The organism is Arthrobacter sp. FX8 (assembly GCF_026723805.1).
In the GTDB taxonomy this organism is placed as follows: domain Bacteria; phylum Actinomycetota; class Actinomycetes; order Actinomycetales; family Micrococcaceae; genus Arthrobacter.
In genome coordinates, this window is the sequence record NZ_CP113505.1 from 3963872 (window position 1) to 3990683 (window position 26812).

The 26812-nt window shown below is 67.0% G+C and carries 27 protein-coding genes; 12 read left to right on the forward strand and 15 right to left on the reverse strand.

Features of this window, described 5'->3' with window-relative positions:
• Positions 1-56: 56 nt before the first annotated feature.
• The 4 genes from OUO20_RS18570 to OUO20_RS18585 form a co-directional block, all read right to left on the reverse strand.
• Positions 57-962: a carbohydrate ABC transporter permease gene (locus OUO20_RS18570; protein ID WP_018770337.1), complete on the reverse strand. Its 906-nt coding sequence runs from the start codon at positions 960-962 to the stop codon at positions 57-59.
• On the reverse strand, positions 959-1840 hold the full coding sequence (locus tag OUO20_RS18575; RefSeq protein WP_268003466.1) for a carbohydrate ABC transporter permease: 882 nt from the start codon (positions 1838-1840) through the stop codon (positions 959-961). The genes OUO20_RS18570 and OUO20_RS18575 overlap by 4 nt, the downstream gene beginning before the upstream one ends.
• 24 nt (positions 1841-1864) lie before the next feature.
• On the reverse strand, positions 1865-3199 hold the full coding sequence (locus tag OUO20_RS18580) for an ABC transporter substrate-binding protein (protein WP_018770335.1): 1335 nt from the start codon (positions 3197-3199) through the stop codon (positions 1865-1867).
• A gap of 66 nt (positions 3200-3265) precedes the next feature.
• Positions 3266-4702, reverse strand: a complete 1437-nt coding sequence (locus OUO20_RS18585) for a glycoside hydrolase family 32 protein (RefSeq protein WP_268002395.1) — start codon at positions 4700-4702, stop codon at positions 3266-3268.
• 277 nt (positions 4703-4979) lie between these two features.
• Between OUO20_RS18585 and OUO20_RS18590 the strand changes: the two genes are divergently transcribed.
• Positions 4980-6542 (forward strand): glycoside hydrolase family 32 protein, encoded by a 1563-nt coding sequence (locus tag OUO20_RS18590; protein WP_018770333.1) that lies wholly within the window; start codon positions 4980-4982, stop codon positions 6540-6542.
• A gap of 4 nt (positions 6543-6546) precedes the next feature.
• Here the strand turns inward: OUO20_RS18590 and OUO20_RS18595 are convergent, their stop codons facing one another.
• Positions 6547-7287: an SDR family NAD(P)-dependent oxidoreductase gene (locus tag OUO20_RS18595; protein ID WP_018770332.1), complete on the reverse strand. Its 741-nt coding sequence runs from the start codon at positions 7285-7287 to the stop codon at positions 6547-6549.
• Between the two features lie 44 nt (positions 7288-7331).
• A complete protein-coding gene (locus OUO20_RS18600; RefSeq protein WP_043425110.1) occupies positions 7332-7979 on the reverse strand; it encodes a cyclodeaminase/cyclohydrolase family protein in 648 nt (215 codons plus the stop codon).
• A 139-nt stretch (positions 7980-8118) separates the two neighbouring features.
• Here OUO20_RS18600 and OUO20_RS18605 point away from each other — a divergent pair, with 139 nt between their 5' ends.
• On the forward strand, positions 8119-8916 hold the full coding sequence (locus OUO20_RS18605) for an alpha/beta hydrolase (protein ID WP_018770330.1): 798 nt from the start codon (positions 8119-8121) through the stop codon (positions 8914-8916).
• A 41-nt stretch (positions 8917-8957) separates the two neighbouring features.
• Entirely contained in the window at positions 8958-9905 is a 948-nt protein-coding gene (locus OUO20_RS18610) for a carbohydrate kinase family protein (protein ID WP_056388619.1), read from the forward strand.
• Between the two features lie 78 nt (positions 9906-9983).
• On the opposite strand, the gene OUO20_RS18615 is transcribed toward OUO20_RS18610, so the two are convergent.
• From OUO20_RS18615 to OUO20_RS18625, 3 genes are all read right to left on the reverse strand, one after another.
• Positions 9984-11162: an ABC transporter substrate-binding protein gene (locus OUO20_RS18615; RefSeq protein WP_056388496.1), complete on the reverse strand. Its 1179-nt coding sequence runs from the start codon at positions 11160-11162 to the stop codon at positions 9984-9986.
• A 167-nt stretch (positions 11163-11329) separates the two neighbouring features.
• The gene (locus OUO20_RS18620) at positions 11330-12628 is read right to left on the reverse strand and encodes a Y-family DNA polymerase (RefSeq protein WP_186447809.1); all 1299 of its coding nucleotides are present in this window, start codon (positions 12626-12628) and stop codon (positions 11330-11332) included.
• A gap of 24 nt (positions 12629-12652) precedes the next feature.
• Positions 12653-13084 carry a LexA family protein gene (locus OUO20_RS18625; RefSeq protein ID WP_018770326.1) on the reverse strand — a complete coding sequence of 144 codons (432 nt, stop codon included), beginning with the start codon at positions 13082-13084 and terminating at the stop codon, positions 12653-12655.
• Between the two features lie 151 nt (positions 13085-13235).
• On the opposite strand from OUO20_RS18625, the gene OUO20_RS18630 reads away from it, so the two are divergent.
• The 3 genes from OUO20_RS18630 (at position 13236) to OUO20_RS18640 (ending at position 15296) form a co-directional block, all read left to right on the forward strand.
• Positions 13236-14054, forward strand: coding sequence for an HAD family hydrolase (locus OUO20_RS18630; RefSeq protein ID WP_268002396.1), 819 nt, complete (start codon positions 13236-13238; stop codon positions 14052-14054).
• 111 nt (positions 14055-14165) lie between these two features.
• Complete coding sequence (locus tag OUO20_RS18635) at positions 14166-14429, forward strand: hypothetical protein (protein ID WP_018770324.1); 264 nt, start codon at positions 14166-14168, stop codon at positions 14427-14429.
• Between the two features lie 42 nt (positions 14430-14471).
• The gene (locus tag OUO20_RS18640; RefSeq protein WP_268002397.1) at positions 14472-15296 is read left to right on the forward strand and encodes a glycerophosphodiester phosphodiesterase; all 825 of its coding nucleotides are present in this window, start codon (positions 14472-14474) and stop codon (positions 15294-15296) included.
• On the opposite strand, the gene OUO20_RS18645 is transcribed toward OUO20_RS18640, so the two are convergent.
• Positions 15293-15607 (reverse strand): hypothetical protein, encoded by a 315-nt coding sequence (locus OUO20_RS18645; protein ID WP_268002398.1) that lies wholly within the window; start codon positions 15605-15607, stop codon positions 15293-15295. The genes OUO20_RS18640 and OUO20_RS18645 overlap by 4 nt on opposite strands.
• A 134-nt stretch (positions 15608-15741) precedes the next feature.
• Between OUO20_RS18645 and OUO20_RS18650 the strand changes: the two genes are divergently transcribed.
• Positions 15742-15978, forward strand: a complete 237-nt coding sequence (locus OUO20_RS18650; protein WP_268002399.1) for a DUF6480 family protein — start codon at positions 15742-15744, stop codon at positions 15976-15978.
• Positions 15979-16055: 77 nt separating this feature from the next.
• Here the strand turns inward: OUO20_RS18650 and OUO20_RS18655 are convergent, their stop codons facing one another.
• The 3 genes from OUO20_RS18655 to OUO20_RS18665 all read right to left on the reverse strand — a co-directional run bounded on the left by OUO20_RS18655 (position 16056) and on the right by OUO20_RS18665 (position 20520).
• Entirely contained in the window at positions 16056-17117 is a 1062-nt protein-coding gene (locus tag OUO20_RS18655; RefSeq protein ID WP_268002400.1) for an EAL domain-containing protein, read from the reverse strand.
• 170 nt (positions 17118-17287) lie between these two features.
• Positions 17288-18838, reverse strand: a complete 1551-nt coding sequence (locus OUO20_RS18660; protein ID WP_056388484.1) for a putative bifunctional diguanylate cyclase/phosphodiesterase — start codon at positions 18836-18838, stop codon at positions 17288-17290.
• 20 nt (positions 18839-18858) lie between these two features.
• A complete protein-coding gene (locus tag OUO20_RS18665) occupies positions 18859-20520 on the reverse strand; it encodes an ATP-binding protein (RefSeq protein ID WP_268002401.1) in 1662 nt (553 codons plus the stop codon).
• A gap of 212 nt (positions 20521-20732) precedes the next feature.
• Between OUO20_RS18665 and OUO20_RS18670 the strand changes: the two genes are divergently transcribed.
• The 4 genes from OUO20_RS18670 (at position 20733) to OUO20_RS18685 (ending at position 24400) form a co-directional block, all read left to right on the forward strand.
• Positions 20733-21509 (forward strand): class I SAM-dependent methyltransferase, encoded by a 777-nt coding sequence (locus tag OUO20_RS18670; protein ID WP_134164939.1) that lies wholly within the window; start codon positions 20733-20735, stop codon positions 21507-21509.
• A gap of 406 nt (positions 21510-21915) precedes the next feature.
• Positions 21916-22260 carry a hypothetical protein gene (locus OUO20_RS18675; RefSeq protein WP_268002402.1) on the forward strand — a complete coding sequence of 115 codons (345 nt, stop codon included), beginning with the start codon at positions 21916-21918 and terminating at the stop codon, positions 22258-22260.
• Between the two features lie 87 nt (positions 22261-22347).
• Positions 22348-23157: an SDR family oxidoreductase gene (locus tag OUO20_RS18680; protein ID WP_268002403.1), complete on the forward strand. Its 810-nt coding sequence runs from the start codon at positions 22348-22350 to the stop codon at positions 23155-23157.
• A 118-nt stretch (positions 23158-23275) separates the two neighbouring features.
• Complete coding sequence (locus tag OUO20_RS18685) at positions 23276-24400, forward strand: glycerate kinase (protein ID WP_268002404.1); 1125 nt, start codon at positions 23276-23278, stop codon at positions 24398-24400.
• 80 nt (positions 24401-24480) lie between these two features.
• Here the strand turns inward: OUO20_RS18685 and OUO20_RS18690 are convergent, their stop codons facing one another.
• Together OUO20_RS18690 and OUO20_RS18695 are read right to left on the reverse strand one after the other, a co-directional pair.
• Positions 24481-25143, reverse strand: a complete 663-nt coding sequence (locus OUO20_RS18690) for a DUF6766 family protein (protein ID WP_134165340.1) — start codon at positions 25141-25143, stop codon at positions 24481-24483.
• A gap of 3 nt (positions 25144-25146) precedes the next feature.
• Positions 25147-25668 (reverse strand): DUF6328 family protein, encoded by a 522-nt coding sequence (locus OUO20_RS18695; protein WP_056388476.1) that lies wholly within the window; start codon positions 25666-25668, stop codon positions 25147-25149.
• Between the two features lie 219 nt (positions 25669-25887).
• Here OUO20_RS18695 and OUO20_RS18700 point away from each other — a divergent pair, with 219 nt between their 5' ends.
• Positions 25888-26787, forward strand: a complete 900-nt coding sequence (locus OUO20_RS18700; RefSeq protein WP_056388474.1) for an SDR family oxidoreductase — start codon at positions 25888-25890, stop codon at positions 26785-26787.
• Positions 26788-26812: the final 25 nt, after the last annotated feature.

Consider the following 26812-nt stretch of genomic DNA (forward strand, 5'->3'; position numbering starts at 1 on the left):
GTTCTCCGTTGACATCTTCTGGCCTCCGTCTGGAGTATATCTGCCTGCCGTGGCGGTCATCCCTTGGTCGCCCCGCTTTCGAGGCCCTGGATCATGGCCTTGTTGAGCACCAGGAACACCAGCAGCAGCGGCGTAATGGTGACGCACACGGCGGCGAAGGTTGCCGTCCAGTCCACCTTGCCCATGGCGCCGATGTAGTTCTGCAGGCCCAGCGGAATGGTCTTCAGCTCCTCGGACAGGACGAACGTGTTGGCGAAGATGAAGTCGTTCCAGATGAAGATGCTGTTGACCAAGACCACCGTGACCACGGTGTTCAGGGACAGCGGCAGGGTGATCAGCCCGAAGATCCGGTAGGGCCCGGCGCCGTCCAGGGAGGCTGCCTCATAGGTTTCCTTGGGGATGTACTCGTAGAACGAGCAGAACAGGTACACGGACATGGGCAGGGAAAACCCGGCCAGCGGGATGATCATGGACTGGTACGTGTCCAGCAGGTTCACCGTGGAGTAGTCGATGAACAGGGGGACCAGGGCGATCTGGACCGGCACGATGATGCCGATCAGGAACAGCCCGCGGACCAGTTTGCTGAGCCGGAAGCCCAGCACCTGGATGGCGTAGGCGGCCATCATGCCCAGCAGGACGATGAGGATGTTGGCGCCCATGGTCACCACGAAGCTGTTGAGGATGTTCCGGCCCAGGTCGCCTGTTTCGAATGCCCTGGCGTAGTTGTCCCACGTCAGGGCGCCGGGCAGGGCGAAGGGGTCGCCGGTGGCGAAGTCGTGTTCGGTGCGCAGGCTGGTGAGGAACAGCCACGCGAGCGGGTAGACCTGCACGATCACGATCAGCATGATCAGCACGCGGGACAGGGTCCGGAACAGGTCCGGCCGGCGCCTGCGGCGTGGTGCGGCCGGCGTGGGAGGGACGACGGCGGCGGGCCGGGTGGGCGGGGCTGCCTGGGTGATCATGCGTCTGCCTTCCGCTTGAGCAGGAACAGGATGAGGCCGACGGCCACGAGGCACTCCACCACGATGAACACCGAGATGGTGCTGGCGTAGCCGAAGTCCGTGCTGGTGAACGCGGTCTTGTACATGTAGGTGGTGAGCAGTTCCGAGGACTGGCCCGGACCGCCGTTGGTCATCAGGTAGGGGATGTCGAAGCCGCGCAGCCCGTAGGTGGTGGCCATGATCGTGGTGGTGATCCACACCGGGCGGATGTACGGGAAACGGATCCTGGTGAACAGGGTCCAGCGGGAGGCGCCGTCAAGGACCGCGGCTTCCTCCAGCTCCTTGGGCACCGCCAGCAGCGCCGCGTAGATGATGAGCATGTACAGCCCGGTGAAGCGCCAGCCTTCCGGCGCGGACACCGCCGCCAGGACGGTATTGACGTCCGAGAGCCAGGGCCGTTCCAGGCTGCCCAGCCCGATCCAGTGCAGGAGCTGGTTGAGCAGGCCCACCGGCTCCAGCGAGTAGATCCGCACGACGAGGAAGGCGATGGCCACGGTGGAGATCACGGCAGGCAGCAGGTACAGGGTCTTGATGAGCTCCCGTCCGCGGCGGAGGGAGGTGAGGAGGCTGGCCACCACCAGGGCGCCGCCCAGCTGCAGGACCAGGCAGATGGCCAGGTAGAGGAGGGCGTTCAGGAACGCCCGCCAGAAGATGTCGTCCGCGGTGAACATGCGGAGGTAGTTCTCCAGTCCCACGAATTCCATGTCGCTGATGCCGTTCCAGGAGAAGAAGCTCAGGAACAGGGACTGGAGGATGGGGAAGAGGACGGCCGCGCCGTACAGCAGCAGCGGCGGGAGCAGGAAGACCAGGACTGAGGTCCTCGATCTGTTGGGAAGCATCCTGTTGGGGAGCATGGCTGGCCTTTACTTGAAGAACTTGGGGGCGTTCTGGGCGATGGTGCTGTCCATGGTCTCCGTGAACTGCTGGGGCGTGATTTCGCCCTGCACCAGCAGGACGAGCTCCTGCTGCAGCCGCCCGTTGGTGGTGGGGTCCAGCTGGGTGTCCCAGGGCATGGCCTGCTTGGCGCCCAGGTCCTTGGCCTGGTCCAGCGCCTTCCGGTACAGCGGCGTGGCGTTGGCAGGAATGGCGGTTTCGACGTCGGTGGTGGGGGAGAGTGCCCCGGTGGCGGCGTATTCAGCGGGGTACTTCTGCAGGGCGAACTTAAGGAAGTCGCTTACCAGCGGATCGTAGGTCTTGGCGTTGACCGCCATGCCGATGCCCGACGGGGACACGAACTCGTTGGCCGCCGTCACCGAGCCGGCTGTGGTGGGCAGGGTGAAGAAGTCGATGTCGTCGCGCACGGCAGGGTTGAGCTTGTCCGTGGCCAGGCTGGGCAATTCCCAGGTGCCGATGTTGTACATGGCGGCCTGGCCGGAGGTGAACTGGTTCTGCGCGTCTGAATAGCCCTGCGCGGAGAACCCGTCCTGGAAGCACTTGGCCTTGCCCAGTTCCGCCAGCCAGTTGACGGTCTTCTGTCCTGCGGGGTCGGTGAACTTGGCCTCGCCCTTCTTCAGTTTCTGGACGAACTCCGGTCCGGCTGCCCGGAAGGGCTGGTAGGCGGCGTACCGTTCCAGCGGCCACTGGTCCTGGCCGTCGATGGCAATCGGCGTGATGCCGGCGCCGCGGAGGGCGGTGCACATGGCGGGAATGTCGTCCAGGGACTTGGGCACGGCCACCCCGGCCTTTGCCAGCAGCGCCTTGTTGTACCAGATGTATTCCAGCTCGTACTGGAACGGGATCATGTACAGGGATCCGTCGTCGAACCGCTGGTAGTCCAGGGCCCCGGGGCGGTATTTGTCGTAGATGTCCAGTGTCTTCAGCAGCTTCTCGGCGTCCAGCATCTTGCCCTGCTTCGCCAGCTGCTGCGCGAACGGAGTGGCGTCGGTGTCGAACAGTTCGGGCAGCTTGTTGGCCGCCGCCAGGGTTTCGAGTTTCTGGATGTAGGAGGGGCGGTCCGGGGTGGTGATCAGGTTCAGCTTGAAGCCCGGGTGGTCCTTGCCGTAGTCGTCGGCCAGCTTCTTCATGATGTTGATGACCGCGCCGTCGGCCGGGCGGGACAGCAGCCACGAAATTTCGCGGGGCTTGATCTCGCCGGTGGGGGCGACGTTGGTGGAACTGGTGGAGCTTCCGCCCCCGCAGCCGGTCAGGGCCAGGGCGGTGACTGCTGCGACGGCGGCAGCGCGGAACAGGTTCTTCATTGCGGCAATCTCCCTTGATTGGAGTGGATCATGTGGAACGGGTCGGGTGGAACGGAGGAGTGGTATTCAGTTGTCGGTGCGCTTGCGTACTTCGAGGTCGGTGACGGTAACGCATCCTTCGCCGGCGAACACGCCGATTGCGCCGGCGGGAAGGTCGTAGATCCGGGTGCTGAGCGCCACCTGGCGGTCCACGACGGCGACGCAGAGGTCCCCGTCCACCACCACTTCCAGCGTGTGCCGGCCGGGTGGAAGGTTGCAGGGGCGTTCGAGTTCGATGGCGAAGGGAACATCGCCGGACACGTGCCACTGGGCGTCGCCGGTGATGGTCCGGGGCCAGCGGTCGAACACCAGGCGCCCGCGCTTCGGTTCGAGGCGGAGGACGTAGGAGCGGTCACCGTCCGGGCTGGAGCGGAGCAGCATTCCGCATTCGGTGGTTCCGGCCTGGATATCGAACACCGCCCTGGCATGGAACTGGGCGGGCAGGTTGCTGGTGGCGACGGCGGCGCCGTAGCCGTCCGGCACGTCCAGCCGGAGGGGCAGCCCGGATTCAAGCTCCAGCGGCACGTCGTCCCAGAAGCTGTCCACCAGCTCGTCGGCGAACCCGAACGCCAAAGTCCCGTCCGGGTTCTGCCGCGCCTCCAAGACCGCCATGGTGCCCGCCCACTGCCAGGCGCCGTCGTCGGAATTCCCTTCCTTGCTGGCAATCCAGCCGAAGAAGAACCGCCGGCCGTCCCGCTCTGCCGTCTTGGAGGCGTAGAAGGCGCGGCCGTCCACGCTGTCCAGGGCGGGGACGGTCCACGGGCCGGTGGGGCTCTTGGCCATGCGGTACCTGGTGGTGAAGGTTTCGGAGAATTCCGAGTAGACCATGTACCACCAGCCGTTCCATTCAAAGACGTCCGGGCACTCGTGGGTGATGTAGCGGCGGGGGTCCCAGAACGGGTCCGTGTGCGTCCAGGTCATCAGGTCGGTGGAGACGCACTGGGCGATGACGCCGCGGCGCCGCTCGGGCCCGTCGGAGTGGCGGGCGGCGAGCAGCATCCGCCACAGGCCGGCGGCTTCGTCGCGGAAGACGAAGGGGTCCCGCCAGTCAGCGGATTCATACCCGGTGGGTGCCCCGAAGGTGAGCCCGGGGTGCTTGGTCCAGGTGTCCATGCCGTCCGTGCTGGTGGCGTGCATGACCAGCTGCAGGGGCAGCCCGTCGGTGCCGAGGTTGGCGGGGTTCTGTCCGGTGTAGAACAGGTGGTGCACCCCGGACCCGTCGGCCACGATGCTGCCGGTGTAGCAGTTGAAGTCCGGCTCCTCCGTTGTTCCGTGGGGGAGGGCCACCCCGTGGTCCTGGAACTGGGTGAGGTCCTTGGTGGTCACCAGGTTCCAGGCGGTGCCCGGCTTGGGTTCGGCCCGGACTTCGTGAAGGTAGAACAGCCAGAACTCGCCGTCCTTCTGGAAGGGGATAAGGTCTCCAACCCAGGCATCGGCGGGCTGGAAGAAGACGGGATAGCTCATCAGCGGTGATGTCCATTTCTGCTAAAGCGTTTGATCACCACGAAGGTAGCGTGGAATGCGCCACTTGATCAAGCGTTTTAGCAAAAATACTTTCCCCTGTCGTTTTCGGCCGCATTGTGACGGGCGCCATTTTGCTGGAACGCTTGACCAGTCGAATGGATGGACATTACCCTCTCCTGCTAAAGCGCTTAAGCACGGCGGTGAGTCCTGGGCTGACGAGGGTCCCGGCGCCGTCGAGCGCCCCGGCGATGACGCCGGCCATGAGAGGAAGTCAACGATGACCCACGCCCTGTCCCGCCGCCACGTCCTGCAAGGTTCAGGAGCAGGCGCGCTCGCCCTGTTCCTGGGCAACGGACTCACCGTCCCCGCGCGCGCCCAAACCTCACTGCGGGCCGCCTACCACATGACTCCGCCGTCGGGCTGGCTCTGCGACCCGCAGCGTCCGGTTCACCTGGACGGCACCTACCACCTCTACTACCTGCGTTCCGCGCAGAACAACGGCCCCGGCGGCTGGGACCACGCCACCACCGCGGACGGTGTGGCCTTCACGCACCACGGGGTTGCCCTTCCGCTGCAGCCGGACTTTCCTGTCTGGTCCGGCTCCGCAGTGGTGGATACGGGCAATACCGCAGGCTTCGGAACCGGTGCCGTCGTTGTGCTGGCAACGCAGCCCACGGGCGGCATCCGCAAGTACCAGGAGCAGTACCTCTACTGGTCAACGGACGGCGGCTACACCTTCACCTCCCTGCCCGAACCGGTCATTGCCAACACCGACGGGCGTACGGCCGTTACCCAGGCGGAAATTGAAAATGCGGAATGGTTCCGCGACCCGAAGATCCACTGGGACGCAGCCCGCGGGGAGTGGGTGTGCGTGATTGGCCGGGCGCGCTACGCTGCCTTCTACACGTCGGTGAACCTGCGGGACTGGCAGCTGAAGCGCAACTTCGACTACCCCAACCACGCGCTGGGCGGCATCGAGTGTCCGGACCTGTTCCAGATGAAGGCCGACGACGGGACCTGGCATTGGGTGCTTGGCGCCAGCATGGATGCGTACAGCATCGGGCTGCCCATGACCTACGCCTACTGGACGGGAACCTGGGACGGTAACCAGTTCCTTGCCGACGACGTGGACAATCCGCAATGGCTGGACTGGGGCTGGGACTGGTACGCGGCGGTGACCTGGCCTGCGGCCGAAGCACCGGAGACGCGCCGCTACGCCGTTGCCTGGATGAACAACTGGAAGTACGCCGCCCGGGATGTCCCCACCGATGCCACGGACGGGTACAACGGACAGAACTCGGTGGTGCGCGAACTGCGCCTGGAGCGCCAGGCAGGGGGCTGGTACAGCCTGCTGAGCAGCCCCGTCAGGGCGCTCGCCGGCTATGCCACGGCCACCACCGGGCTCCCGGACCGGACCGTGGAGGGGAGTGCCGTCCTGCCCTGGAACGGCCGCGCCTACGAGCTGGAGCTCGACATCTCATGGGAGGCGGCCACGAATGTGGGGGTCTCCGTTGGCCGCTCGGCGGACGGGACCCGCCACACGAACATCGGCAAGTATGGGGCCGAACTGTACGTTGACCGGGCGCCCTCGGACCTCCCCGGCTACTCGCTGGTGCCCTACACACGGGCGGCGGCGCCCATCGACCCCAACGCCAAGTCCGTCCACCTGCGCGTCCTGGTGGATACCCAGAGCGTGGAAGTGTTCGTTAACGCCGGCCACACTGTGCTGTCGCAGCAGGTGCACTTTGCGGACGGCGATACCGGCATCTCGCTGTACACCGACGGCGGCCGGGCCATCTTTTCCGGCATCACCATCCGGGAACTGGCGGCCCCCGCGTGAAGGGCTAGGCCAGCGCGTCGAGGGTGACCCCGGTGTGGTCCGCAAGGCGAGCCAGGAGGGCGTCCTGGAAGCGGGGGTCGGTGGCCGCCGGATGCGGCGTTTGCCGGTGCTGGTGGTACCAGTGGCCCCCGCTGGCCAGGGCCCCGGGATCATCACTGGTGGCCAGCCACTCCTGGGTCCGGTGCCCCAGTTCCAGGTCATCCGGAGCTGACCGGCCGCCCATCCGCGTGGGTACCCAGCCGGGGTCGACGGCGTTGCTGGCGACATGCGGGACAAGGCGGGCCAGCGCTGCCGACAACGCAGTGACGTGCAGCTTCGTTGTGGAGTAGGAGGCCGTCGTCGTCCGTCCTGCCCAGTCCAGGCCGTCCAGGCCGGTGCTGCCGCCGCGGTGCATGCCGCTGCTGAGGTAGATGAGCCGGCGCGGGCCGGGAATGAGGGCGGTGAGCAGGTACGGGGCCACCACGTTCACCGGGAGCAGGGCCGCACCGTTGAGTACGCCCGCGTTGTGGATGACCGCTTCGATGCCGCCGATCGCGTTGGCCTGGTCCGCGATCTGCCGGACTTCCTGTGCAACCGCGAGGTCACCGGTGACGCAGTGCGCCCCGCGGTCCAGCAGGTGCTGCACCGCGGGGACGCGCCGGGAGGACCGCGCATGCACGATCACGTCGTGGCCGTCCTGCAGCAGCGTCTCCGCCGCGGCCAGGCCAAGCCCGTCGGTGGATCCGGTGATGAAAACGCGTGCCATGCGCGGCCCTCCCTTGTTCCCGGTGTTGTACCAGTATCCCGGCGTCAGACGGCGTCGGTGGGGGCCGCGCGGTGGTCAATCGCAGCCGTCAGTTCGTCGATGCGCTCCATGGCTCCGTTGAGTTTCTCGACGGCGGCCCACAGGTCCGGATGCTGTTCCCGGACCTGATCCAGGGTTGCACCGGCGGACCGCAGTGACCCGAGGTCAAAACTGACGTTGGTGCGTGCCCCGGCAACGGCAGCCCGAAGGGCGCCGAACGCGACGACGACATCGGCCACGAGCGACCGGTTGCCGTTTGTTGCCAGCCAGCCCAGGTCGTCGATGGCCCCGATGGCCCGTTCGCCCAGGAGGGCGGAGGACGCCGCGGCTTCCAGCGACGCGGAACGGATCGCCTCCTCCCGCTCCTGGCCCGGCTCCAGCCGGAAGGCGGCGCCGAACGCCTTGGAAGCGGACGCGTCGTCATCTGCCAGCCGCAGGGCTTCCTGGCGCAGTGCGTGCGCCCGGGCGCGTATCCGGGCCGGCTCCCCGCCGTCGTCCCCGCTGTAGCCGGCCACCATGGACGTCAGCGAGGCGGCGACGGCGAGCATCAGCCCTGTCCCCGCCCCTCCGCCGGGTGAGCCTGTGGATTCCGCCAGCGCGCGCGTCCACTCTTCCACCGTTGACCCTTGGGTGGTCACTACAGGTTCCTCCATGCCAGGGACCGTGCCCAGAAAAGTGAGGGGCTAAACGGCAGGGCACGGCGGCACCGCGCGCTTCTGGCCCAGTTTTGATGGGCCTGGCCGCGGAAACACGGGGCTCTTCCGGCGATCCGGGCCGCTAAAGTGGGCCAGTGTGACGCGACGCTACCGCCATGACTACGGCGACGACCCCAGCCAGTGGGGCGAACTCTTCCTTCCCGATCTTCCGGTTGGCGGGAGGCACCGGGGCGTGGTGGTGGTCATCCACGGCGGGTACTGGCGCTCCACTTACGGGGCCGAACTGGGGGAGCCGCTGGCCAAGGACCTGGCGGAACACGGCATGGCGGCCTGGAACCTCGAGTACCGGCGTGCCGGCAACGGCGGCGGCTGGCCGGGCACCTTCCAGGACATCCTGGCCGGCATCGACAAGCTGGCCGACCTGGCAGCACCGCACGCGCTGGACCTGGGCAGAGTAGTGGCGCTGGGCCATTCCGCCGGCGGGCACCTGGCGGTGTGGGCGGCAGGCAGGAACAGGCTGGACGGGCTCGGACCCGCAGAGGGCAGCCAGGTGGAAAACAGCACGGACGGCGTCCGCCTCACCGGGGTGGTGAGCCAGTCGGGGGTCCTCAACCTGGGCGGGGCCGAGCGGCTCAGCCTCAGCGATGGTGCGGTGGCAAACCTGCTGGCCGGGCCGTCGTCGGAATTTCCCGGACGCCACCGCATGGCCGACCCCATGGCCGCGCTGCCGCTGGACGTTCCCGTCTATGCCGTCCACGCGCTGGGGGACGACGACGTCCCCCTCAGCATGTCCACCACCTATGTTGAGGCCAGCCAGGCCGGACCCGTGCCGGCACAGCTGGTCAGGGTGCCGGGGGACCACTTCGCCCTGATCGACGTCACGGCGGAGGCGTATCTCACGTGCCGGGAACTGGTGGGCGGGCTGCTCCGCTGACACGACCTGCTGACCGGTCCGCTTTCTGGCAGAGTATGACCATGCTCACAGTGATCGGCGAAGGCCTTGTTGACGTTGTCCAGCGCGCCTCCGGAATTGAGGCCCATGTGGGCGGCAGCCCGCTGAACGTTGCGGTGGGCCTGGCCCGGCTGGACCATCCGGTGCAGTTCATTGGCCGCTACGGCCGGGACGCGTACGGCGATTCGGTGGCTGCCCACCTGCGCGCCAGTTCCGTCATGCTGCCGGTACCGCCGGATGAGTTGCCCACCAGCGTGGCCACCGCGTTGATTGACGACGACGGCGCCGCCACCTACACGTTCGACCTCACCTGGGAGCTCCCGGGCCTCGCGGACCGGCTCGGCTTCATGCTGCAGGGCACCACGCTGCTGCACACGGGTTCGATAGCCACGATGCTGATGCCTGGTGCCACCGAAGTCCTGGCCGCCGTCGAGTACGCCCACCCCTCGGCCACCATCAGTTTCGATCCCAACTGCCGGCCCAGCATCATCACCGACGTGGACTTTGCGCGGCGGCAGGCGGAGAAGTTCGTCACCCTGGCGGACGTGGTCAAGGCCTCCGACGAGGACCTGGAATGGCTTTATCCGGGGCAGGACGTCCTGGACTCGGCGCGGAAGTGGCTGGCCCTGGGAGGCTCGGAGGGGCCGGCGCTTGTGGTGGTGACCCGGGGCGCGGATGGGCCGTGGGGAGTGTGCCGCGCCGGCGAAGCGTCCGTTCCCGCACCGAAAGTTGACGTGGCGGACACCGTGGGGGCTGGGGATTCCTTCATGGCGGCGCTGCTGTCCGGCCTGGTGGACCGGGACCTGGACGGCGCGCAGAACCGCGGGGCGCTGCGCGACCTGCCTGCCGAAGGGCTGGCCGAACTCCTTGCGCATGCTGCCCGTGCAGCGGCTGTCACGGTGTCGCGGCCCGGCGCCAACCCGCCGACGCGGGCTGAGATGGACCGGCTGGGAACGGCCGAAGAGGGCTAAGAGTCGAATCGGCTGCTCCGCAAGTGCCGTTCTGAGTACTCAAAAGGACACCTGCGGAGCAACCGATGGAGGGAGGGCCTACTCCTTGCCAAGCCCCGCTGCCGAGGTCTTCCCGTCCGAGACGCTGTTGAGGGCCCGCAGATCGAAGATGCCGTTGATGTCCGCCTGCTTGGTGGTGCCGGCAGTCACGCCGTCGGCCAGGAGCTTCTGGTAGGTTCCGGCGAGCGGGTCCACGGTGAAGACGATGTTCTTCAGTGAACGGTCGATGACGTCGGCCTTCAGTTCGGCCCCGGCGGCTTCCTTGAGCGCGGCGTTGATGGCAGTTGCCTTTTCGTTGGCCGGTGCCGCGTTCAGCCACTCGACCGACTTCACATGCCCCTTCAGGAGCGCCTTGACGGTGTCCGGGTGGTCGGCGGCGAACTTCCGGTTCACGATCAGGATGGTGGTGGGGAACTCGCCCGGCTTGCCGGACAGTGTGCCATCCCACAGGTCCTTTTCATCGACCAGGACCTTCGCTCCGGCCGTCAGCACCAGCCGTGACGCCCACGGTTCAGGCAACCACGCGCCGTCGAGCTTGCCGTCCTGGAACAGCTTTAGGGTCTGGGCGTTCTCGGTGGGATTGATGGCCACGTCCCCGCTGCCGTCCACGTTGGTCTTGTAGCCCTGGGTGGCAAGCCAGGCCCGGAGGGCGACGTCCTGCGTGCCGCCGAGCTGCGGCGACGCGAGCGTCCTGCCCTTCAGGTCTGCAGCGGAGCCGATTTCCGGCTTGACCACCAGCTGTGCGCCGCCGGCCGCGGCACCGGCGATGATGTTGACGGATTCGCCCTGGCTCTTCACGAAGGAGTTGATGGCCGGGTTCGGGCCGATGTAGGTGGCGTCGATGGCGCCGGCGTTCAGCGCTTCGATGGCTGCGGGGCCGGCGTTGAACACCTGGGTGCTGAGCTTGGTGCTGCCCAGTTCATCGGCGATGAAGCCCTTGCTGACCCCTACCAGGGCGGGGGCGTGGGTGACGTTGCCGAAGTAGCCAAGCTTCAGCTCGGCCGCCGGGTTGCCGGCGGGCGCCACGTCGGCTGCCGGTGCAGCGGTGCCGTTGTTGACGGCGGAGGCGACGGCGGCACCCCCGCCGATCAGGGCCAGCGCGGCTGCCGCGATGCCGATTTTGAGGCCGAGCGGGCGCTGGGGCTTGGCTGACCCGCCGGCGACGATGCGGGTGGATGCTTGCTGGTTTTGCGGACTCTTGTCCTGCGGGTTTGCCATGGGAAATCCTTTGCTGGGGCTGATGCTGAGACGAGATTACGGAGCGCCCGGCGGCCCCACAATCATTCGTGTCGCAGTGGTTCACGGGGAGACGCGAAGCCTCAATGCGGCGTAGCAGGGCGTTAAAAATCGTCGCGGAGCGTCTTGATTCGGCCCTCCTGGTGCCCCTACGCGGCCTTCACCAGGGGGAGCTCGTCCCAGTGCGTGGTGTAACGGGGCGAACGCATGTCCCGCTTCATGGTCCAGTCCAGGCCCGACTTGATGCCCGCATGCCCCAGCCCGATGGACCCCCGTCCAAACCGGCGGCTCACATCCTCAAGCAATGGCCCGATGCCGCGTTCCTCGTGCCGGTTCTCGAACAGTTCGAGCGGGGGCTGGTTTCCCGTGGGCCGCAGGTCGGTGAGCATCAGGCCCGCTTTGGCATATTTCAGTCCATCCCGGATATTGGGCAGCAGCGCGTGGGCGGCTTTGGTGAGCAGGAGTGGGTCCGCGGTGGGCATGGGCAAGGAGACGCAGACCGAAGGGTAGGCCTGTTCGTAATCCCTGAAGGGGGACGTGGCAGCGAAGGCCGTCAGCACTTTCGCCTGCAGTCCGTGCTTGGACAGCCTGGCGCTCGCCTGCTGCCCGTAGATGCTCAGAACCTCGCGCAGGCCGGCGGCGGTGGTCACGGGAGTGGCGAAGGAACGGGAAAATATCAGCTGGTCGCGGCCGACGCGCTCCTCCTCCATGGGAATGCACGGGGTGCCGCGCAGTTCCAGGACGGTGCGCATCAGCACCACCGAAAACTTGTCCCTGATCGCCACCGGATCCGCCCGGACCAGGTCCAGCACGGTGAAGATGCCCAACACGTTGAGCCGCTTCATCAGCCGCCCGGCAATGCCCCACACCTCGTCCACCGGCAACCGGCCCATGAGGGCCTCGCGAACGTCGGCCGGGACCGACTCCCAGAGGCAGACCCCGCCAAAAGCGGCGTTGTTCTTGGCCCACTTGTTGCAGAGCTTTGCCAGGGTCTTGGTGGGGGCGATGCCCACGCAGACCGGCACCCCCACGTGCCGCCGCACGGCCTCTTTCATCCTGCGGCCCAGGGCCAGCAGCTCGTCGGGTTTTCCCTTCACGCCCAGGAACGCTTCGTCGATGCTGTAAACCTCCAGCCACGCCGAGTACCTGCCCAGCAGCTCCATCACCCGGGAGCTGATGTCCCCGTAGAGCTCATAGTTGCTGGACTTCGCCACCAGGCCCCACTCCTTGGCCCGCGGCGCGAGCTTGAACCAGGGCTCGCCGGTGGCGATGCCCAGGGCCTTCGCCTCGGGGGAGCGCGTCACAGCGCAGCCGTCATTGTTGGACAGCACCACCAGCGGGCGGCCCTCCAGGGAGGGGTCGAAGGCGCGCTCCGCGGAGGCGTAGAAGCAGTTGACATCCACGTGGGCGATCTGCGGCATCCGCCGCATGAGCACCGGCTTAGGCATGCTGCTCCTCAAACGTGGAATATCTCAGACATGGTGCAGGCACCTGGTGGCGACACCCCAGATGGTCAGCTCGGACAGGGCGGGGACGTGGATATCCGGATATTTGGGGTTCTCCGCCTGCAGCACCACGCCGGTGCCGGTGATGCGGAGGCGCTTAACCGTCAGCTCCCCGTCCAGCACCGCAATCACCACACACCCGTCCTTCGGCTCCAGTGCCCGGTTCACGATCAGTTCGTCACCGTCGCTGATGCCGGCGCCCTCCATGGAGTCCCCGGTGACCCGGACCACGAAGGTGCTGGTGATGTCCTTGATGAGGTGCGCGTTCAAGTCGATCCGCCCGTCAAAGTAGTCCTGCGCAGGAGACGGAAACCCTGCCGCCACCGCCACGGGGGAGATCAGCACCGAGAACAACGAGGCGCCCGCATCTATCACGCGGGGACCGATAATAACGCCCACAACACACCCTTATTCGAATATATGTTCGATAGTTTCAGTGTAGACCCGGAGGCTGACAACGGCACCACCCCGGCCGTCCCTGGACAGCCCGCGGACCCGAAGCGGCCGCCCCGGCGGCGACGGTGCGCAAACCCCCACGTAGACTGGCATCATGCGGCTGGTAGCAAGCGATATTGACGGAACGATCCTTGGGCACGACGGAAAAATCAGCCCCCGCACCATCCGCGCCTTCCACGCCTGCCGCGATGCCGGCGTCGAGCTCGTGTTTGTCACGGGCCGTCCGCCGCGCTGGCTGCACCCCCTCGAGGAGCAGCTGGGCCACACGGGACGGGTGATCTGCTCCAACGGTGCCGTGGTCTGGGACCTGGAGACGGACCGCCTGGTCTCCGCCCGCACCCTGGCGATCCACACCGTCCTGGAGGTCCGCGGCATCATCAAGGCGCTCCGCCCCGCGGCCCTGTTCGCAGCGGAAACGCTCACCGGATTCCATCTGGAACCGGGCTTCATCGAAAACGAATCCAGCGAGCTGCTGGCCGAATTCACCCCGGCCCCGCTGAAGGACACGCTCACCAGTGACGATTCGGTGGTCAAATTCCTTGCCATCGTCCGCGACGGCACACCCGATGATTTCCTCGCCGAGGTGGCACCCGCCGTCGAGCACCTGGCCGCGACGACCCACTCCTCGCCCGGCGTTGCCATGCTGGAACTCTCCCTGCCGGGGGTCAACAAGGCCGTTACCCTGGCCGAGTACGCTTCGGGGCTGGGCATTGACGCCGCGGATGTGGTGGCCTTCGGCGACATGCCCAATGACATCGAGATGCTCCGGTGGGCGGGTCACGGCTATGCCATGGCCAGCGGCCATCCGGAGGCCATCCGCGCGGCGGGGCAGCGGGCACCGCATTTTGACGACGACGGCGTGGCCCAGGTTTTGGAGGCGCGGCTCGCCTCCCTGGGCGTCCAGTTTTCCTGACCGCAGCAGCCCCCCGTATTCACAGCTGCCGCTCACCTGGCGTTTACCTTCGCCCCCTAGCGTGAACCATGGAAAGCAGGCACTACTTACGCCGGCTCATAGGGGGCAACCATGGCAAGGAACGTCAAACAGCACATGGCCGACGGGCCGCACCGGCCAGCAACCCCGGCTCCGCACTGGAAGCAGCTGCGCCAGGGCGACCGGGTCCGCGTCCTGCTTTCGCCCGGTTTTGAGGCAGGCGGCGTGGTGGACACCATCACCGCCGACCACACGGCAGTCTGGGTCCACCTGGACGGCGGCCGCGGCCGGACGCTCCTGCACTGCGGCGACGGGGTGGACATTGTGCCATGCGGGGAAACCGACTGCGCTGACTGACCCGCCGGCCCCAACCCCGCGCGGCTCGGGTACGCTCACATTGTGACCCTGCCCTTTTTCGAGCACAAGGACGACGCCGGGCGGCAGCTACCCATCGCCATGGCCCACCGCGGGTTCTCGGCTGAGGGGCTGGAAAACTCGATGGCCGCGTTCCGCTCCGGCGTCGAACTGGGCTTCCGGTACCTGGAAACGGACGTGCACACCACGGCCGACGGCGTGCTGCTGCTCTTCCACGATGAAGCCCTGGACCGCCTGACCGACGGCAGCGGCCGCGTGGCGGACCTGCCGGCCGCGGACGTCGCCAAGGCCAGGATCAACGGCCGCGAGCCCATCCCCACGTTCGATGAATTGGTGACCCAGCTGCCACACGCCCGGCTGAACCTGGACGTCAAGGACTGGGGCTCCGTCCACAGCACGGCCGCCGCCATCGAGCGGCACCAAGTGCACCAGCGGGTGCTGGTCACCAGTTTTTCGGACCGTCGACGGCGGGCGGTGCTGAAACTGCTCAGCCGGCCGGTTGCCTCCTCCGCCGGCGTGTCCTCCAATGCCCTCTTCACCCTGCTGGGCCCCGTGCTTCCACGCCCGGTGTTCCACCGGCTCATGCGCCGGGTGCTCAGGGACGTCCATGCGCTGCAGGTCCCCGTCCGCTATGGACGGATCCCTGTGGTCACCGCCGGGTTCATCCGCCGCGCCCACGCCCTTGGCCTGGCGGTGCACGTCTGGACCATCAACGATGCCACGGAAATGCACCGCCTCCTCGACCTGGGCGCGGACGGCATCGTCACGGACCGCGCGGACCTGCTTCGCGAAGTGCTCATGGAGCGCGGGGAGTGGCCGCAGGGCCACCCGCCTGCGCCGGGTTCCTAGCCCCCGGACGGCGCGGTGGCGTCGCCGGTAAGGCCGTCGCGGTCCGCCTGGCCAGGGTCAGTTTCGTCGGTGTCACCGCCCAGGGGACGGTTGGAGACCGGTGCCGGGGCAGCCCCTGTCTTGAGGCCGGGCGCCTTCTGCTTCTCCGCCTCCATGGCATTTGAACCTTCACTCAGGGACGAGTGGACTTCCACGCCGTCATTGGGGTTCGTGGGGTCGGGAACATCCATCTTCTCCGTCGGCTTGGATGTTCCGGCCGGGTCCTCCATGGCGTTTTCTGCTGCCTTGCCGATGCTGTCGCCGATTCCCATCTGACTGCTCCTTCCGACATTGCGTGCCGGCGCCCAGCGGCATACCGGCCCTACTCCTCCAGAATTATCAGCATGCTTACAATTAGTCCAGTGCTGGGGAATCGGACCGCAGCCGGAGAGGAAGGAAGACCAGCATGAGCACTTACCATCCGGAGAATGACCCCGCGAACCCCGACCGCCCGGGGAAGGAAGACGTTGGCTCCGCCCAGCCGCACCTGGCGGAGCAGCGCAGCAGGGAGGCGGCCGGTTCGCCAAACCCCGACCCGGCAGAGGGCAATGTCACCGGGCTGGAACCGGGCGGGGGAGTGCCCCCGGGAGAGACGCCGCCGGCAGAGGACCAGATGAGCCGGGACCAGGGCCACTCCGAATAGCGGTTAAATGGCAGGCGCGGCGCCTGGCGTCATGCCATGCGCCGCGCTGCTCGCCTTAGGTGTGAGCGTGGTGTGTGTCAGGAAGTCTCTTTGCCATGGCGGCCCCGCGACTCCCCTGGTCCCGCCAAATGGCGCTCCAGGCCGTCCACGTCCAGCCGCGTGTTCCAGTTGGCCCAATCCTGGGGCCGCACTGACGGCCGCCCCAGCAGGTAACCCTGGCCGGCGCTGATGCCAAGTTCGGTGAGGACCTTGAGTTCGCCCACCGTTTCAATCCCCTCAGCCACCAGGATGGTGCCGATCTGGTCGGTGAAGTCCACCAGGCAGGCCGACAGTGCCCGCTGGAGGCCGTCCTTGTCGACGTCGCCAATCACGTTGCGTCCCACCTTGAGGAAGTCTGGACGCAGGTGGATCATGCGGCTGAGGGCGCCGGCCCCGGTGTGGGTGTCATCGACGGCAATCCGCAGGCCCTTTTCCCGCAGTGGATTGATCGCGGAAATGAACTGCAGATATTCCTCTTCCGGAATGTCCTCGGTCAATTCGAGCACTATGCGGTCGATGGGGAGTTCAATATGGTCGAACAGTTCCGGCAGCCGCGGGTCCATGCAGGAGGTGGGCGAAATATTGAGGGACACATAAAGGTTGTCCGGCAGGTCGCGGGCTGCCGCCGCGGCGGATCCCAAAGCCGAGAACTCCAGGTTTGCGCCCAGGCCCACGGCCGCGGCCTCGGCGAACCACAGTTCCGCAGCGGCACCGTCATCGCTGACGAAGCGCGAGAGGGCTTCCGCGCCGACCACGGTTTTTCCTTCCAGTCCGTAAATGGGCTGGAATGCGGTCATCAGCATTTGGTACTCGAGCAGGGCGCTGATCCGTGAGATGCTGCGGATGGCGTCCAGCTGCTCAGCGAACTGCGGCGGCAGGGTGGGCGCTGTGAGGCGCATGTCCCTGGCCGCTTCCAGTGTTTCCACGGTGTTGGCATCGCTGCGCCGGGTCTCCAGGAGATACTCCAGCAAAGCGCGTTCCGGCACGCCAGGATTCTCGTCGAGGCTCCTGCTCAGCCGTTGCCGGACAGCGGCTCCCGCAGGATCCGTATCCGCCAGCACGGCAGCGATAATTCCCCATGCCTGTACCCGAACCGACATTAGCAACGCCCCCAGTTGACGAAGTAATGACCCGATGGCCCAATAATGTTCAAATTTCCAAACGCCTTATAAAAGTACGGTGTTGCCAGACCTGAATTTCGCGGCGGCGAAAAACCAGACACCGCACGCTGATCGTATAACGGCGGCCACAAAAGCGCAGTAGTTTTGCGTTACTGGTTAGCGCTTTCCTGCTGGTCAGCCAGCAGTTGGGGTATCTGGTCCGGCGGAACCGGACGGCTGAAGTAGTAGCCCTGCGCGCTGCGGCAGCCAAGCCCGCGCAGGATTTCCGCCTGCTCAGCGGTTTCCACGCCTTCCCATACGGCTTCCAGCCCGCACGCCCGTACCAGCTGCAGCACGGCGGCCACCAGGGCAGGCTGGCTGGGATCGGTCTCCAGCCCGGTAATCAGCGTTCTGTCCACTTTGACCCGGTCCACGGGCAGCCGGCGGAGGTAGCTGATGGAGGAGTAGCCGGTGCCAAAATCGTCAATTTCGATGCCCACGCCCAGGCCGCGCAGGCCGCCCAGCGAGTACCGGTCCAGTTCATTGCCCTTGACGATTGCCACTTCGGTCAATTCGAGGACCACCTGGTCGGGCCTGACCCCGGTCTCCTGGAGCACGTTCCGCACGTCCTCGATGAACTGCAGGCTCTGCAGGTCCGTGGCGGAGATATTGACGCGCACGGAAAACGTACTGTCCAGCAGGCATGCGTCGATCCAGGCCCGGAGCTGCCTCACAGCCGTCCTGAGCACCCACAGGCCCAGTTCCGAGATCAGTCCCGCCTCCTCGGCAAGGGGAATGAACTCGTCCGGCATGATGAAGCCGCGGGTGGGGTGGTTCCAGCGGACCAGTGCCTCCACGCCCTCGATCCGTCCCGTGGCGAGCTCCACCACGGGCTGGTAGTAAAGCGTCAGCGCGTCATCCTTGATGGCGGCCCGCAGGTCGTCCACCAGCTGGCTGCGGAGCCGCCGCATCAGCAGCAGGGCCGGCTCGAACCGGTGCAGCCTGTTCTGTCCTTCGGCCTTGGAGGCATACATGGCGACGTCGGCCTCCATCAGCATGTCCTCCGGGCTGTGGCCTTCACTGCCCACGCTGAGCCCGATGCTGGCACCGCAACGCACGCTGCGGCCGGGCAGTTCGATGGGTTCGGTGAGCGCGGCCAGGATGCGGTGCGCCACGATGGCGGCCTGGTCTGCCGACGCCGACGGCATGACGATCGCGAACTCGTCACCACCCAGCCTGGCGACGACGTCCGCCGCGCGGACCGCGGTCCGGAGCCTTTCGCCCACAGTCACCAGGACCTGGTCGCCGGCCGTGTGTCCCAGGCTGTCATTGATGGATTTGAACGCGTCCAGGTCCATCAGCAAGATGGCGGGGCCTTCATCCGCCGGCTCGCCGCCGGCCGCGGTGCGGGCTTCCAGGGCGGTGCGCAGCGCTTCGATCAGTGCGGACCGGTTGGCCAGGCCGGTCAGCGGGTCCTGCATTGCCATCTTCTGCATCTCAAGGTGCGCCTCGTGCAGCAGCTGGGTCCGGACCTGCACCCGCTGCTCAAGCTCCTCGTAGATGATCTGCAGGTCCTCGGCCAGGAGATTGGTGCCCATGATGATCGCGTCCAGTTCATCCCGGGCGGGTGAGACCTCGATCCGGGAGCTGAGGTCGCCGGAAGCCAGCCGGACAATGCCTTCCAGCAGCTGCGAAAGCCGGGGATCGTCGTCGGCAAACATGGCAGGTCCTCCTTCGGCGCCTAGTTGGCCTGGACGTTGTCGGTGCCGAGGGGAAGGCTGACGGTGACGGTGGTCCCGGAGCCCAGGGTGGAGGCGACGTCGATCCGGCCGCCGTGGCGGTCCACGATGTCCTTGGAGATGGCAAGGCCCAGGCCTGTTCCCGGGATGGCGCCGTTCATCGCGTTGGAGGCGCGGTAGAACCTGGTGAATACGTGGTTGATTTCATCGCTCGAGATGCCGATGCCGGTGTCGGCGATGCGCACGGTGGCCCATTTGGAGCCGTCCGCGGCGGCATGGGACTCGCTGCCCACCTCGATCCGTCCACCACTGGGCGTGAACTTGATGGCATTGGACACCAGGTTGGTGAAGACCTGTTGCAGCTGCACTTCGTCCGCGAGTATCTCCGGATCCTCCGGAACGGGGTCCACGTCGATGGTGACGTTCTGCAGCGTGGCCAGCGGACGGAGCGCCGCGGCCACCAGATCCAGGGTCTGACCCAGCCGCACGGGTGCCAGCTGCATCGCGGCGTTGTCCAGCCCGCCGCGGGAGACGCTGAGCATGTCCTCGATGAGCGTGCGGAGGCGTTCGGTGTTGCGGACCACGATGTCCAGCATCTGGTGGACCTCCCGGGACACCGGATGCTCGGTGCTTTCCTGGATCATGTCCAGGTAAGCCATGATCGAGGTCAGCGGCGTCCGCAGCTCGTGGTTCACCGTTGCCAGGAAGTCAGTCTTGGCCTTGTCGAGTTCCCTCAGCTGCTTGACCACCTGCTGCTGGCTGCTGATCAGGTGGCTTTGGATGAGGCCGTAGGCGGCGTTGCCGGCCACGTGCTGGATCAGCCCCAGTTCAGCGCTGGACCAGGTCCGGGGCCGGTCCATCATGGCGATCCAGATGATGCCCAGGGAGGAATTCCCTTCGCCGATGGGCACCGCCAGGGTTGAGGCGGCTCCAGCGATGGCGGGACCGGGGCCGGGCCTCGCCTCGCTGCGGGCGGCCGGTTCGTTTCCGTCGGCGGAGAGCGTCTCGGTCCCGGCCCAGAGCATGTCCGCCGTGGCACGGGCGTCTTCCTCGCGTGGAAGGGCGTCAGCGGGCAGCTCCGCGAGGCCCCGCCTGTGCCACCCGGCCGTGATGACGGGGACGCGGTGATCCTCGAAGGTTGCCAGGACAACGTGGTCGGCCTTGAAGGTGCGGCCGAATCCCGCGACGACGTGGTTTGCGATTTCCTGGGGGTCGTTGGTGGCGCGCACCGCGGCAGAGACTTCACGCAACTGCTCCCGGAGCGCTTCGGCTTCCTGCCTGGAGGCGCGGCGGCGGGATACCTGGTCGATGAGGACGGACGCGCGGTGCACCAGCTCCTGGGGTGCAGGCGGCTTGGTGATGCAGTCGTGGACACCTGGCGGGTTGGCAGCTGCGATCTCCGCGGGGCTGTCCAGGTCCACCATCACCAGGACCGGGGCGGCGGACGTGGTGGTGGACAGGACGCCGGAGAGGAAGGCATCGGCGACGACGACTGACGGTTCACCGCCGTCCAGCACCGCGGCGAGGCTGCCGGCGTCGGTGGCTTCGAGGACGGTGTATCCGGCGTCGCGCAGCGCCTGTGCGTTACGGGCCCTCCGGCCTGCGTCGGGATCGGCCACGACGGCCGTGCGGGGCAGGCGCGCGTCACTCGGGACAGCCGTCACAGTGCTCCCTTCCCTCCCAGTTGACTACATTCTAGGGGGATGCGGGCGAAGCGGGTCCACGGCGTGCGCACCCTTACCCCCGCTTTCCGCGCTGCCAGGGAGTTGTGGCACGCCGTAATGTTGCCGAAGGTCCGCCACCGGGACGGGCAGGACCATATATTTGAGCCGTGTCTCCAACAAAGTCGCCACGGTCCACCTGGCAGAAGTACCTGATGATCCCCAAGCTCATCAGGCTCTCACGCAGCGCCCCCAAGGACCGGCATAAGGCGTGGGACCGGTACTGGGCCGGCATTACTTCCACCGGTCCGGGCGGCGAGGTCCTCTGGGACTCGGGGAGCAACCATGAGTTCCAGGGCTACCAGGACAGCCTCCTTCGTAACCTGGACCCTGCGCTTCCCGTTGTGGACACCGGCTGTGGGCACGGCAGCTTCACCCGCGCGCTCGCCGGGATCTTTCCACGGGTCATCGGCGTGGACGTCTCACCCCATGCTGTTGCCCGGGCGCGGGCGGAGTCCGCAGGAATCGGAAACGCCGCCTTTGAAGCCAGGGACATGACGGCGGAGGGTGCTGCCGGGCAACTGGCGGAGTCCTTCCAGTTGGGCCCTGACGGCGCCAACGTCTTTATCCGCGGCGTGCTGCATGTCCTCGATCCGGCCCACCAAACGGCGATGGTCGACAACCTGCGGATCCTGGTGGGCGGCCGCGGGACGGTCTTCATGGCGGAAACCAACTTCCAGGGAAACCCGCTGGAGTACGTCACCCATCTTGGGGCAAGCACGCATGGCATTCCGGCGCCGTTGGAGCTGGCCATCCGCGGGCTTCCCATGCCGGGGCACTTCGGGCCGGAAGAGCGCGAACGTGCGTTCCCGGCGTCGGACTGGGAACTCCTTGAGGATGGCCATGTGGCCATCGAAACCAACCCGGTAACCGGCGTGCCGGGCCAGGACAGGGTGCCCGGGTATTACGCGGTGGTCCGCCCCCGCCGGTAGCCCTGGCAACGGGGTGTTCGAACTGTTCCGCAGACTTCACGCATATCCCCGCAGTCCGGCCGCAGGCTGCCTTCCATCCCCTTGACAGGGGCCGGATCCGGAGGCTCCATGGTAAGTAGACTTACTAGTTAGCTGGGGATGGAGGGAAGACTGCCATGGCAGGAGATAAAGGCAACCGGATCCGCGATGCGGATGCTGCGGACCGCGAAGACGCCTAAGCCGCACCCGCGCCACCCCGTTCGGCCGCCACCGGATCACCCTCCGGCGCCGCCACCCCGACCGCCGGCGCAAGACCTACAGGAACCATCATGAGCAACTTCATTCCATCCGGCGCCCTGCGCCGGATGCTCCTTCCCCCACCTATGGGCGGCACGTCACCTCCGCCACGGAGTTCACCATCCTCTCAGTGGAGGTTTGGGCATCCGGCCTGGTGGTCAACATCCACCTTCCCTCGGATGACGCGGCTGAACCGCACCTCATCGTGGAGGACCACTTCGGCACGGAATACACCCTGCAGGAATCGGCCACAGTCGGTTCCCGCAACCTGCAGGTGTTTACCCCGTCGGTGCCGCCCGGCACCAGGAGCCTGACCATCAGGTCGGCGGACGACGGCGGTGCCCGGCCGGTGGTGACCTTCGCGGTTCCGTTGATGGCCGTGCCCGAACCACAGCCGGAGCCCCGGGAAGCCGGCGGCAGCCCGGCCACCGCCGCCGACGAGTCCTACCAGCCCGATCTCCGCCGCCCGGCCTGAACCGAGCCGCCCCGCCTGAACAGAGCCGGCCTGCCCGAACCAGACCCGCCCTGACAAGACCCGCCAGACCTGACGAAAGGCCCCGCCATGCCGGATACCAGCAACTTCACGCCCACCACCGCCATCGTCACCGCTTCAGACTCAGGAATCGGCAAGGCCACCGCCGTGGCGCTCGCCCGCGCCGGCATGGACGTGGGTGTCACCTGGCATTCGAATAAGGCAGGCGCCGAGGGCACCGCCGAAGAAATCCGCGGCCTGGGGCGCAAGGCCGTGGTCCGGCAACTGGACACCACCGAGCTCCACGCCGCTGCCGGCGCGATCGATGAACTCGCCGGGGAGCTGGGCGGCCTGGATGTCTTCGTGAACAATGCCGGGACGGGTGCGAGCACAAAGTTCCTGGACATGGGGATCGATGACTGGATGAGGATCCTGGACACGAACCTCAACGGCGCATTCGTCTGCCTGCAAGCGGCAGCAAGGCGCATGGTCAAGGCCGGGAAGGGCGGCCGGCTGGTGGCGGTGTCCAGCGTGCACGAGTTCCAGCCGCGCGTCGGATCGTCCGCCTATGATGCGTCCAAGCACGGCCTGGGCGGCCTGATGAAGACGCTCGCCCTGGAGCTGGGCCAGTACGGCATCACGGCCAACACGGTGGCGCCGGGGGAGATTGCCACGCCAATGACGGGGCAAGAGGACCAGGATCCGACGACGACGAAGCGCCCCGGGGTGCCGCTGGGCCGGCCCGGGCATGCCCGGGAGATCGCCGACGTCATCGCCTTCCTCGCCTCGCCTGCCTCCAGCTACGTGACCGGTGCGGCGTGGGTGGTCGACGGCGGGATGCTCCAGATGGGTCCGCAGGCGGGATCGCACATCACCAGCAACGACTGGCGCGAAGCGTAGGCCCCTTGTGCCTGTCGCTGGCTGTCGCTGGCTGTTCTCCTGAGCGTGGGGCAGTCACAGAGTCCATATCGCGGATCTGGCAAGCGCTTTCCGGTGGCTTGCTGGCATGATGGAGCGCATGCACATTCTTATCGCTCCGGACAAGTTCAAGGGGTCCCTGACGGCGGCCGAGGCTGCCGCTGCCATCGCGGAAGGCGCCTTGCGGGTGTACCCGGACGCCGTCGTCACGCAGTTCCCCATTGCCGACGGTGGCGAGGGCACCCTTGAGGCGGCCGTGGCCGCAGGCTACGAAGAGCGGCTGAACGCCGTGGTGGGGCCCATCCTTGCCCCGCTCGGCGCTGCCTGGGCCATCCACAAGGCCGGGGACGGCAAGGTTACGGCAGTGATCGAAACGGCCCAGGCCTCCGGTTTGGCGGACATGGAACCAACGCCCGCCAACGCCCTGCGTGCCCACAGCTATGGCTGCGGCCAGCTCATTGCTGCCGCACTGGATGCGGGCGCCACCGAGATCGTCCTGGGCCTGGGCGGCTCGGCCATGACCGACGGCGGCAGCGGCGCCCTGCGCGCCCTCGGCCTGAAGCCCCTGGACGCCGCGGGGAACGTGGTGCCCCTGGGCGGCGGTTCCCTGGCGGACATCGTCGCCCTGGACACCACCGGGCTGGACCCGCGGCTGTCTGCAACCACGTTCCGCATCGCCGTCGACGTCCGCAACCCGCTGTACGGGCCGTCCGGCGCCGCGCACGTTTTCGGCCCCCAAAAGGGCGCGGACCAGGACAGCGTGGAAATGCTCGACGCCGGGCTGCGCAACTGGGCGTCAGTGCTGCGGGAAGCAACGGGCCGGGACGTGAACGTCCCAGGCGCCGGCGCCGCCGGCGGCTTCCCGGCGTCGTTCCTTGCCTTCACCGACGCCACGCTGGAAGGCGGCTTCGCACTGGTGGCCGGACTGACCGGCCTGGCCGCGCAGCTGGACCAGGCAGACCTGGTGATCACCGGTGAGGGATCCATGGATTCCCAGTCACTCACCGGCAAGGCGCCGATCGCGCTCGCGGACGCAGCCCGGGAACGCGGAATTCCCGTCATCGTGGTGGCCGGCAGGATCCTGGTGACCCTTGAGGACCTTGCCGGGCACGGCGTGGTATCCGCGGCGCAGCTGCTGGACGTCGCATCCAGCCCACAGGACGCTGTGGCGAACGCCGGCAAGTACCTGGCCTGGGCAACAAGCCAGGTACTCGAAGGGGCCTAGCCCACGGCCACTTGGGTGGGGCTGGTTGGATTGCCGGCTGGATTGGGCCGGGTGTTGGATCGGCCAGGTGGGCCGGGCCTTCAGGTCCCGGTCTCGTAGTGGGGTTCGGCAACGGGCTTCGATTCCGGGGACCCCTTCTCCCGGAGGTAGACCGACGCGCCCACCAGGACCGCGACGGCCAGGAACTCGCTTTGCCAGTTTTGGAAGGACTCAAACCAGAAGCGGCTGGTGCCCAGGTACTGCAGGTACGTGATGGCGGGCTGGCCATGGCTTTGCTGGTCCTGGTTGTACTCGTCCACACCGCCGGCGGCGTGCAGGAAGAACGAGCCAAGGAACAGGGAGAACAGCAGGATCGACAGTGAATGCTCGTACACCTTGAGCACCACTCCGCCCCGCCGCACCGGCCAGGGCGTGGCCTTCCGCAGGGCCGCCTGGCGGGGATCTTCATCCTGCGGCGCCTCCTTGCCCATTGGCTTGGATTCGGATGAGCCTTTCTGGAACAGGAACACGGTGAGGACCACGTACATGGCCATCTGCAGGAACTCCGATTCCCAGTTCTCGAAGGTGGCCTCGACGAAGGCGCCCGTGCCCAGGAACTCCAGGACCGAGACGGCGGGCTCCCCGTGGGCCTGCTGGTCTTCACTGTAGGAAGCGGCTCCGGAGAGGATCATGCCCACGAAGAACGCCAGGAAGCAGCCCAGGTTGGCCAGCAGCAGGCCATGTTCCCTTGCCCATTTGCGCATGTCTTACTCCTTGTCCGATGGTGGCGGGAGGATCCTGCCTGTAGCCCGCTTGTTCAGGCGGAGCGGAACGAAAACCAGCATGACCACCATGACGCCCAGCAGTGCACCCCCGGCCGTGACGCCGGCAGACCGCCCGGCGGCAACATCGAACACCAGGGCGGCTGTTCCGGCGCTCAGCAGGGCGATGCCGCCCAGTGCGATCTTGGTGATGCTGTCGGCGCTGGAGACCAGTGTTTCCTTGAGCCGCTTGCGGAAAAGCCGGCGGTGCACACTGACCGGGAGGAGGATGAAGGCCGTGGTGAGCGCGGCGATGACGACGTTGACGAGATACAGGCCAACCTCCCAGCCGTCCAGCTTTTCGAACCGCTGCTGGAACGGCAGCGTCAGCAGGAAGCCGGCCAGGATCTGCACCCCGGTCTGAAGTACGCGGAGCTCCTGCAGGAGTTCCGCCCAGTTGCGGTCAAGCTGCTCCTCGCGGGTTTCATTGCGTCCCGTCCGGCCCGTGTAGTCCTCAACCTCAGACATCGGCCCTCCTTCCTCTCCGGCCGCGGCCCAGGCTTTCTTTCTACTCCTCCCGTACCCAGAAACAAGGCAGGCCGTTGCGCGTGCTCCTACATTTGATAAGTTTACTGATTATTAGTCTTGGGCGGTGGACTTGGTCCTCCGCCCGGGATAGCTTCGAAGGGCCGGAGCACGGCGGGCCCTTCGCACCGACACAGGTCAACCGACACAGGCAGGCGGACTATGAGCGAGACCGACAAGCAGACAGACCAGCCGAAGGATCCGCGCGGCGGCTACCACTCGGACCCGTTTCCCGAGCAGGAACAGAAGCAGCCCGGGCTGACCGGCCCCATGGACCCCAAACCCGACCACGGGGAGCGCAGCTACGAGGGGCACGGCAAGCTCGACGGCAAGGCAGCCCTCATCACGGGCGGGGACTCGGGCATCGGCAAGGCTGCCGCCATCGCCTTCGCCCGGGAAGGGGCCGACGTCGCGATCTCGTACCTGCCTGAGGAGGAAGACGACGCGCAGGATACGGCGGAATGGATCCGGAAAACCGGCCGCCGCGCGCTCCTGCTTCCCGGTGACGGACGTGAGGAGGAGTTCAGCACCCGCATCGTGGAGGAGACGGTCTCCGGATTCGGCCGCCTCGACATCCTGGTCCTGAACGCCGCGTACCAGAAGAACCGCGAGAGCCTCGAGACGCTCCCCACCGAGGAGTTCGACAGGGTCTTCCGCACCAACCTCTACTCGCTGCTGTGGTCCGCGCGGGCGGCCGTGCCGCACCTGAAGGCGGGTGCCTCGATCATCACCACGGCCTCCATCCAGGCCTTCAACCCGTCACCCGGGCTCATCGACTACGCCATGACCAAAGCGGCGCAGGTGGCGTTCACCAAGGCCCTGGCCCAAGAATTGGGTCCCAAGGGGATCCGCGTCAATGCCGTAGCTCCGGGCCCCATCTGGACACCGCTGATCCCGGCCACCGAATGGCCGGACAAGCTCCCCTCCTTCGGGCAGGACACGCCGCTGGGGCGCGCGGGGCAGCCGGCCGAGCTTGCCGCGGCGTACGTGCTGCTCGCATCCGAGGACGGGTCCTACATTTCCGGTGCAGTCCTCCCGGTCACGGGCGGCAAGGGGCTTTAATGGGGGTCCCACCCGCTGGGGCATC

Excerpts from the sequence above, each read along its gene's own strand:
- OUO20_RS18575 (WP_268003466.1), bottom strand. The coding sequence starts at position 1,840 with ATGCTTCCCAACAGATCGAGGACCTCAGTCCTGGTCTTCCTGCTCCCG.
- OUO20_RS18650 (WP_268002399.1), top strand. The coding sequence starts at position 15,742 with ATGAGCACTTACCATCCGGAGAATGACCCCGCGAACCCCGACCGCCCG.
- OUO20_RS18655 (WP_268002400.1), bottom strand. The coding sequence starts at position 17,117 with ATGTCGGTTCGGGTACAGGCATGGGGAATTATCGCTGCCGTGCTGGCG.
- OUO20_RS18700 (WP_056388474.1), top strand. The coding sequence starts at position 25,888 with ATGAGCGAGACCGACAAGCAGACAGACCAGCCGAAGGATCCGCGCGGC.
- OUO20_RS18585 (WP_268002395.1), bottom strand. The coding sequence starts at position 4,702 with ATGAGCTATCCCGTCTTCTTCCAGCCCGCCGATGCCTGGGTTGGAGAC.
- OUO20_RS18635 (WP_018770324.1), top strand. The coding sequence starts at position 14,166 with ATGGCAAGGAACGTCAAACAGCACATGGCCGACGGGCCGCACCGGCCA.
- OUO20_RS18695 (WP_056388476.1), bottom strand. The coding sequence starts at position 25,668 with ATGTCTGAGGTTGAGGACTACACGGGCCGGACGGGACGCAATGAAACC.
- OUO20_RS18620 (WP_186447809.1), bottom strand. The coding sequence starts at position 12,628 with ATGCCTAAGCCGGTGCTCATGCGGCGGATGCCGCAGATCGCCCACGTG.
- OUO20_RS18615 (WP_056388496.1), bottom strand. The coding sequence starts at position 11,162 with ATGGCAAACCCGCAGGACAAGAGTCCGCAAAACCAGCAAGCATCCACC.
- OUO20_RS18685 (WP_268002404.1), top strand. The coding sequence starts at position 23,276 with ATGCACATTCTTATCGCTCCGGACAAGTTCAAGGGGTCCCTGACGGCG.
- OUO20_RS18660 (WP_056388484.1), bottom strand. The coding sequence starts at position 18,838 with ATGTTTGCCGACGACGATCCCCGGCTTTCGCAGCTGCTGGAAGGCATT.
- OUO20_RS18595 (WP_018770332.1), bottom strand. The coding sequence starts at position 7,287 with ATGGCACGCGTTTTCATCACCGGATCCACCGACGGGCTTGGCCTGGCC.
- OUO20_RS18570 (WP_018770337.1), bottom strand. The coding sequence starts at position 962 with ATGATCACCCAGGCAGCCCCGCCCACCCGGCCCGCCGCCGTCGTCCCT.
- OUO20_RS18590 (WP_018770333.1), top strand. The coding sequence starts at position 4,980 with ATGACCCACGCCCTGTCCCGCCGCCACGTCCTGCAAGGTTCAGGAGCA.
- OUO20_RS18600 (WP_043425110.1), bottom strand. The coding sequence starts at position 7,979 with ATGGAGGAACCTGTAGTGACCACCCAAGGGTCAACGGTGGAAGAGTGG.
- OUO20_RS18690 (WP_134165340.1), bottom strand. The coding sequence starts at position 25,143 with ATGCGCAAATGGGCAAGGGAACATGGCCTGCTGCTGGCCAACCTGGGC.
- OUO20_RS18630 (WP_268002396.1), top strand. The coding sequence starts at position 13,236 with ATGCGGCTGGTAGCAAGCGATATTGACGGAACGATCCTTGGGCACGAC.
- OUO20_RS18580 (WP_018770335.1), bottom strand. The coding sequence starts at position 3,199 with ATGAAGAACCTGTTCCGCGCTGCCGCCGTCGCAGCAGTCACCGCCCTG.
- OUO20_RS18670 (WP_134164939.1), top strand. The coding sequence starts at position 20,733 with ATGATCCCCAAGCTCATCAGGCTCTCACGCAGCGCCCCCAAGGACCGG.
- OUO20_RS18645 (WP_268002398.1), bottom strand. The coding sequence starts at position 15,607 with ATGGGAATCGGCGACAGCATCGGCAAGGCAGCAGAAAACGCCATGGAG.
- OUO20_RS18680 (WP_268002403.1), top strand. The coding sequence starts at position 22,348 with ATGCCGGATACCAGCAACTTCACGCCCACCACCGCCATCGTCACCGCT.
- OUO20_RS18610 (WP_056388619.1), top strand. The coding sequence starts at position 8,958 with ATGCTCACAGTGATCGGCGAAGGCCTTGTTGACGTTGTCCAGCGCGCC.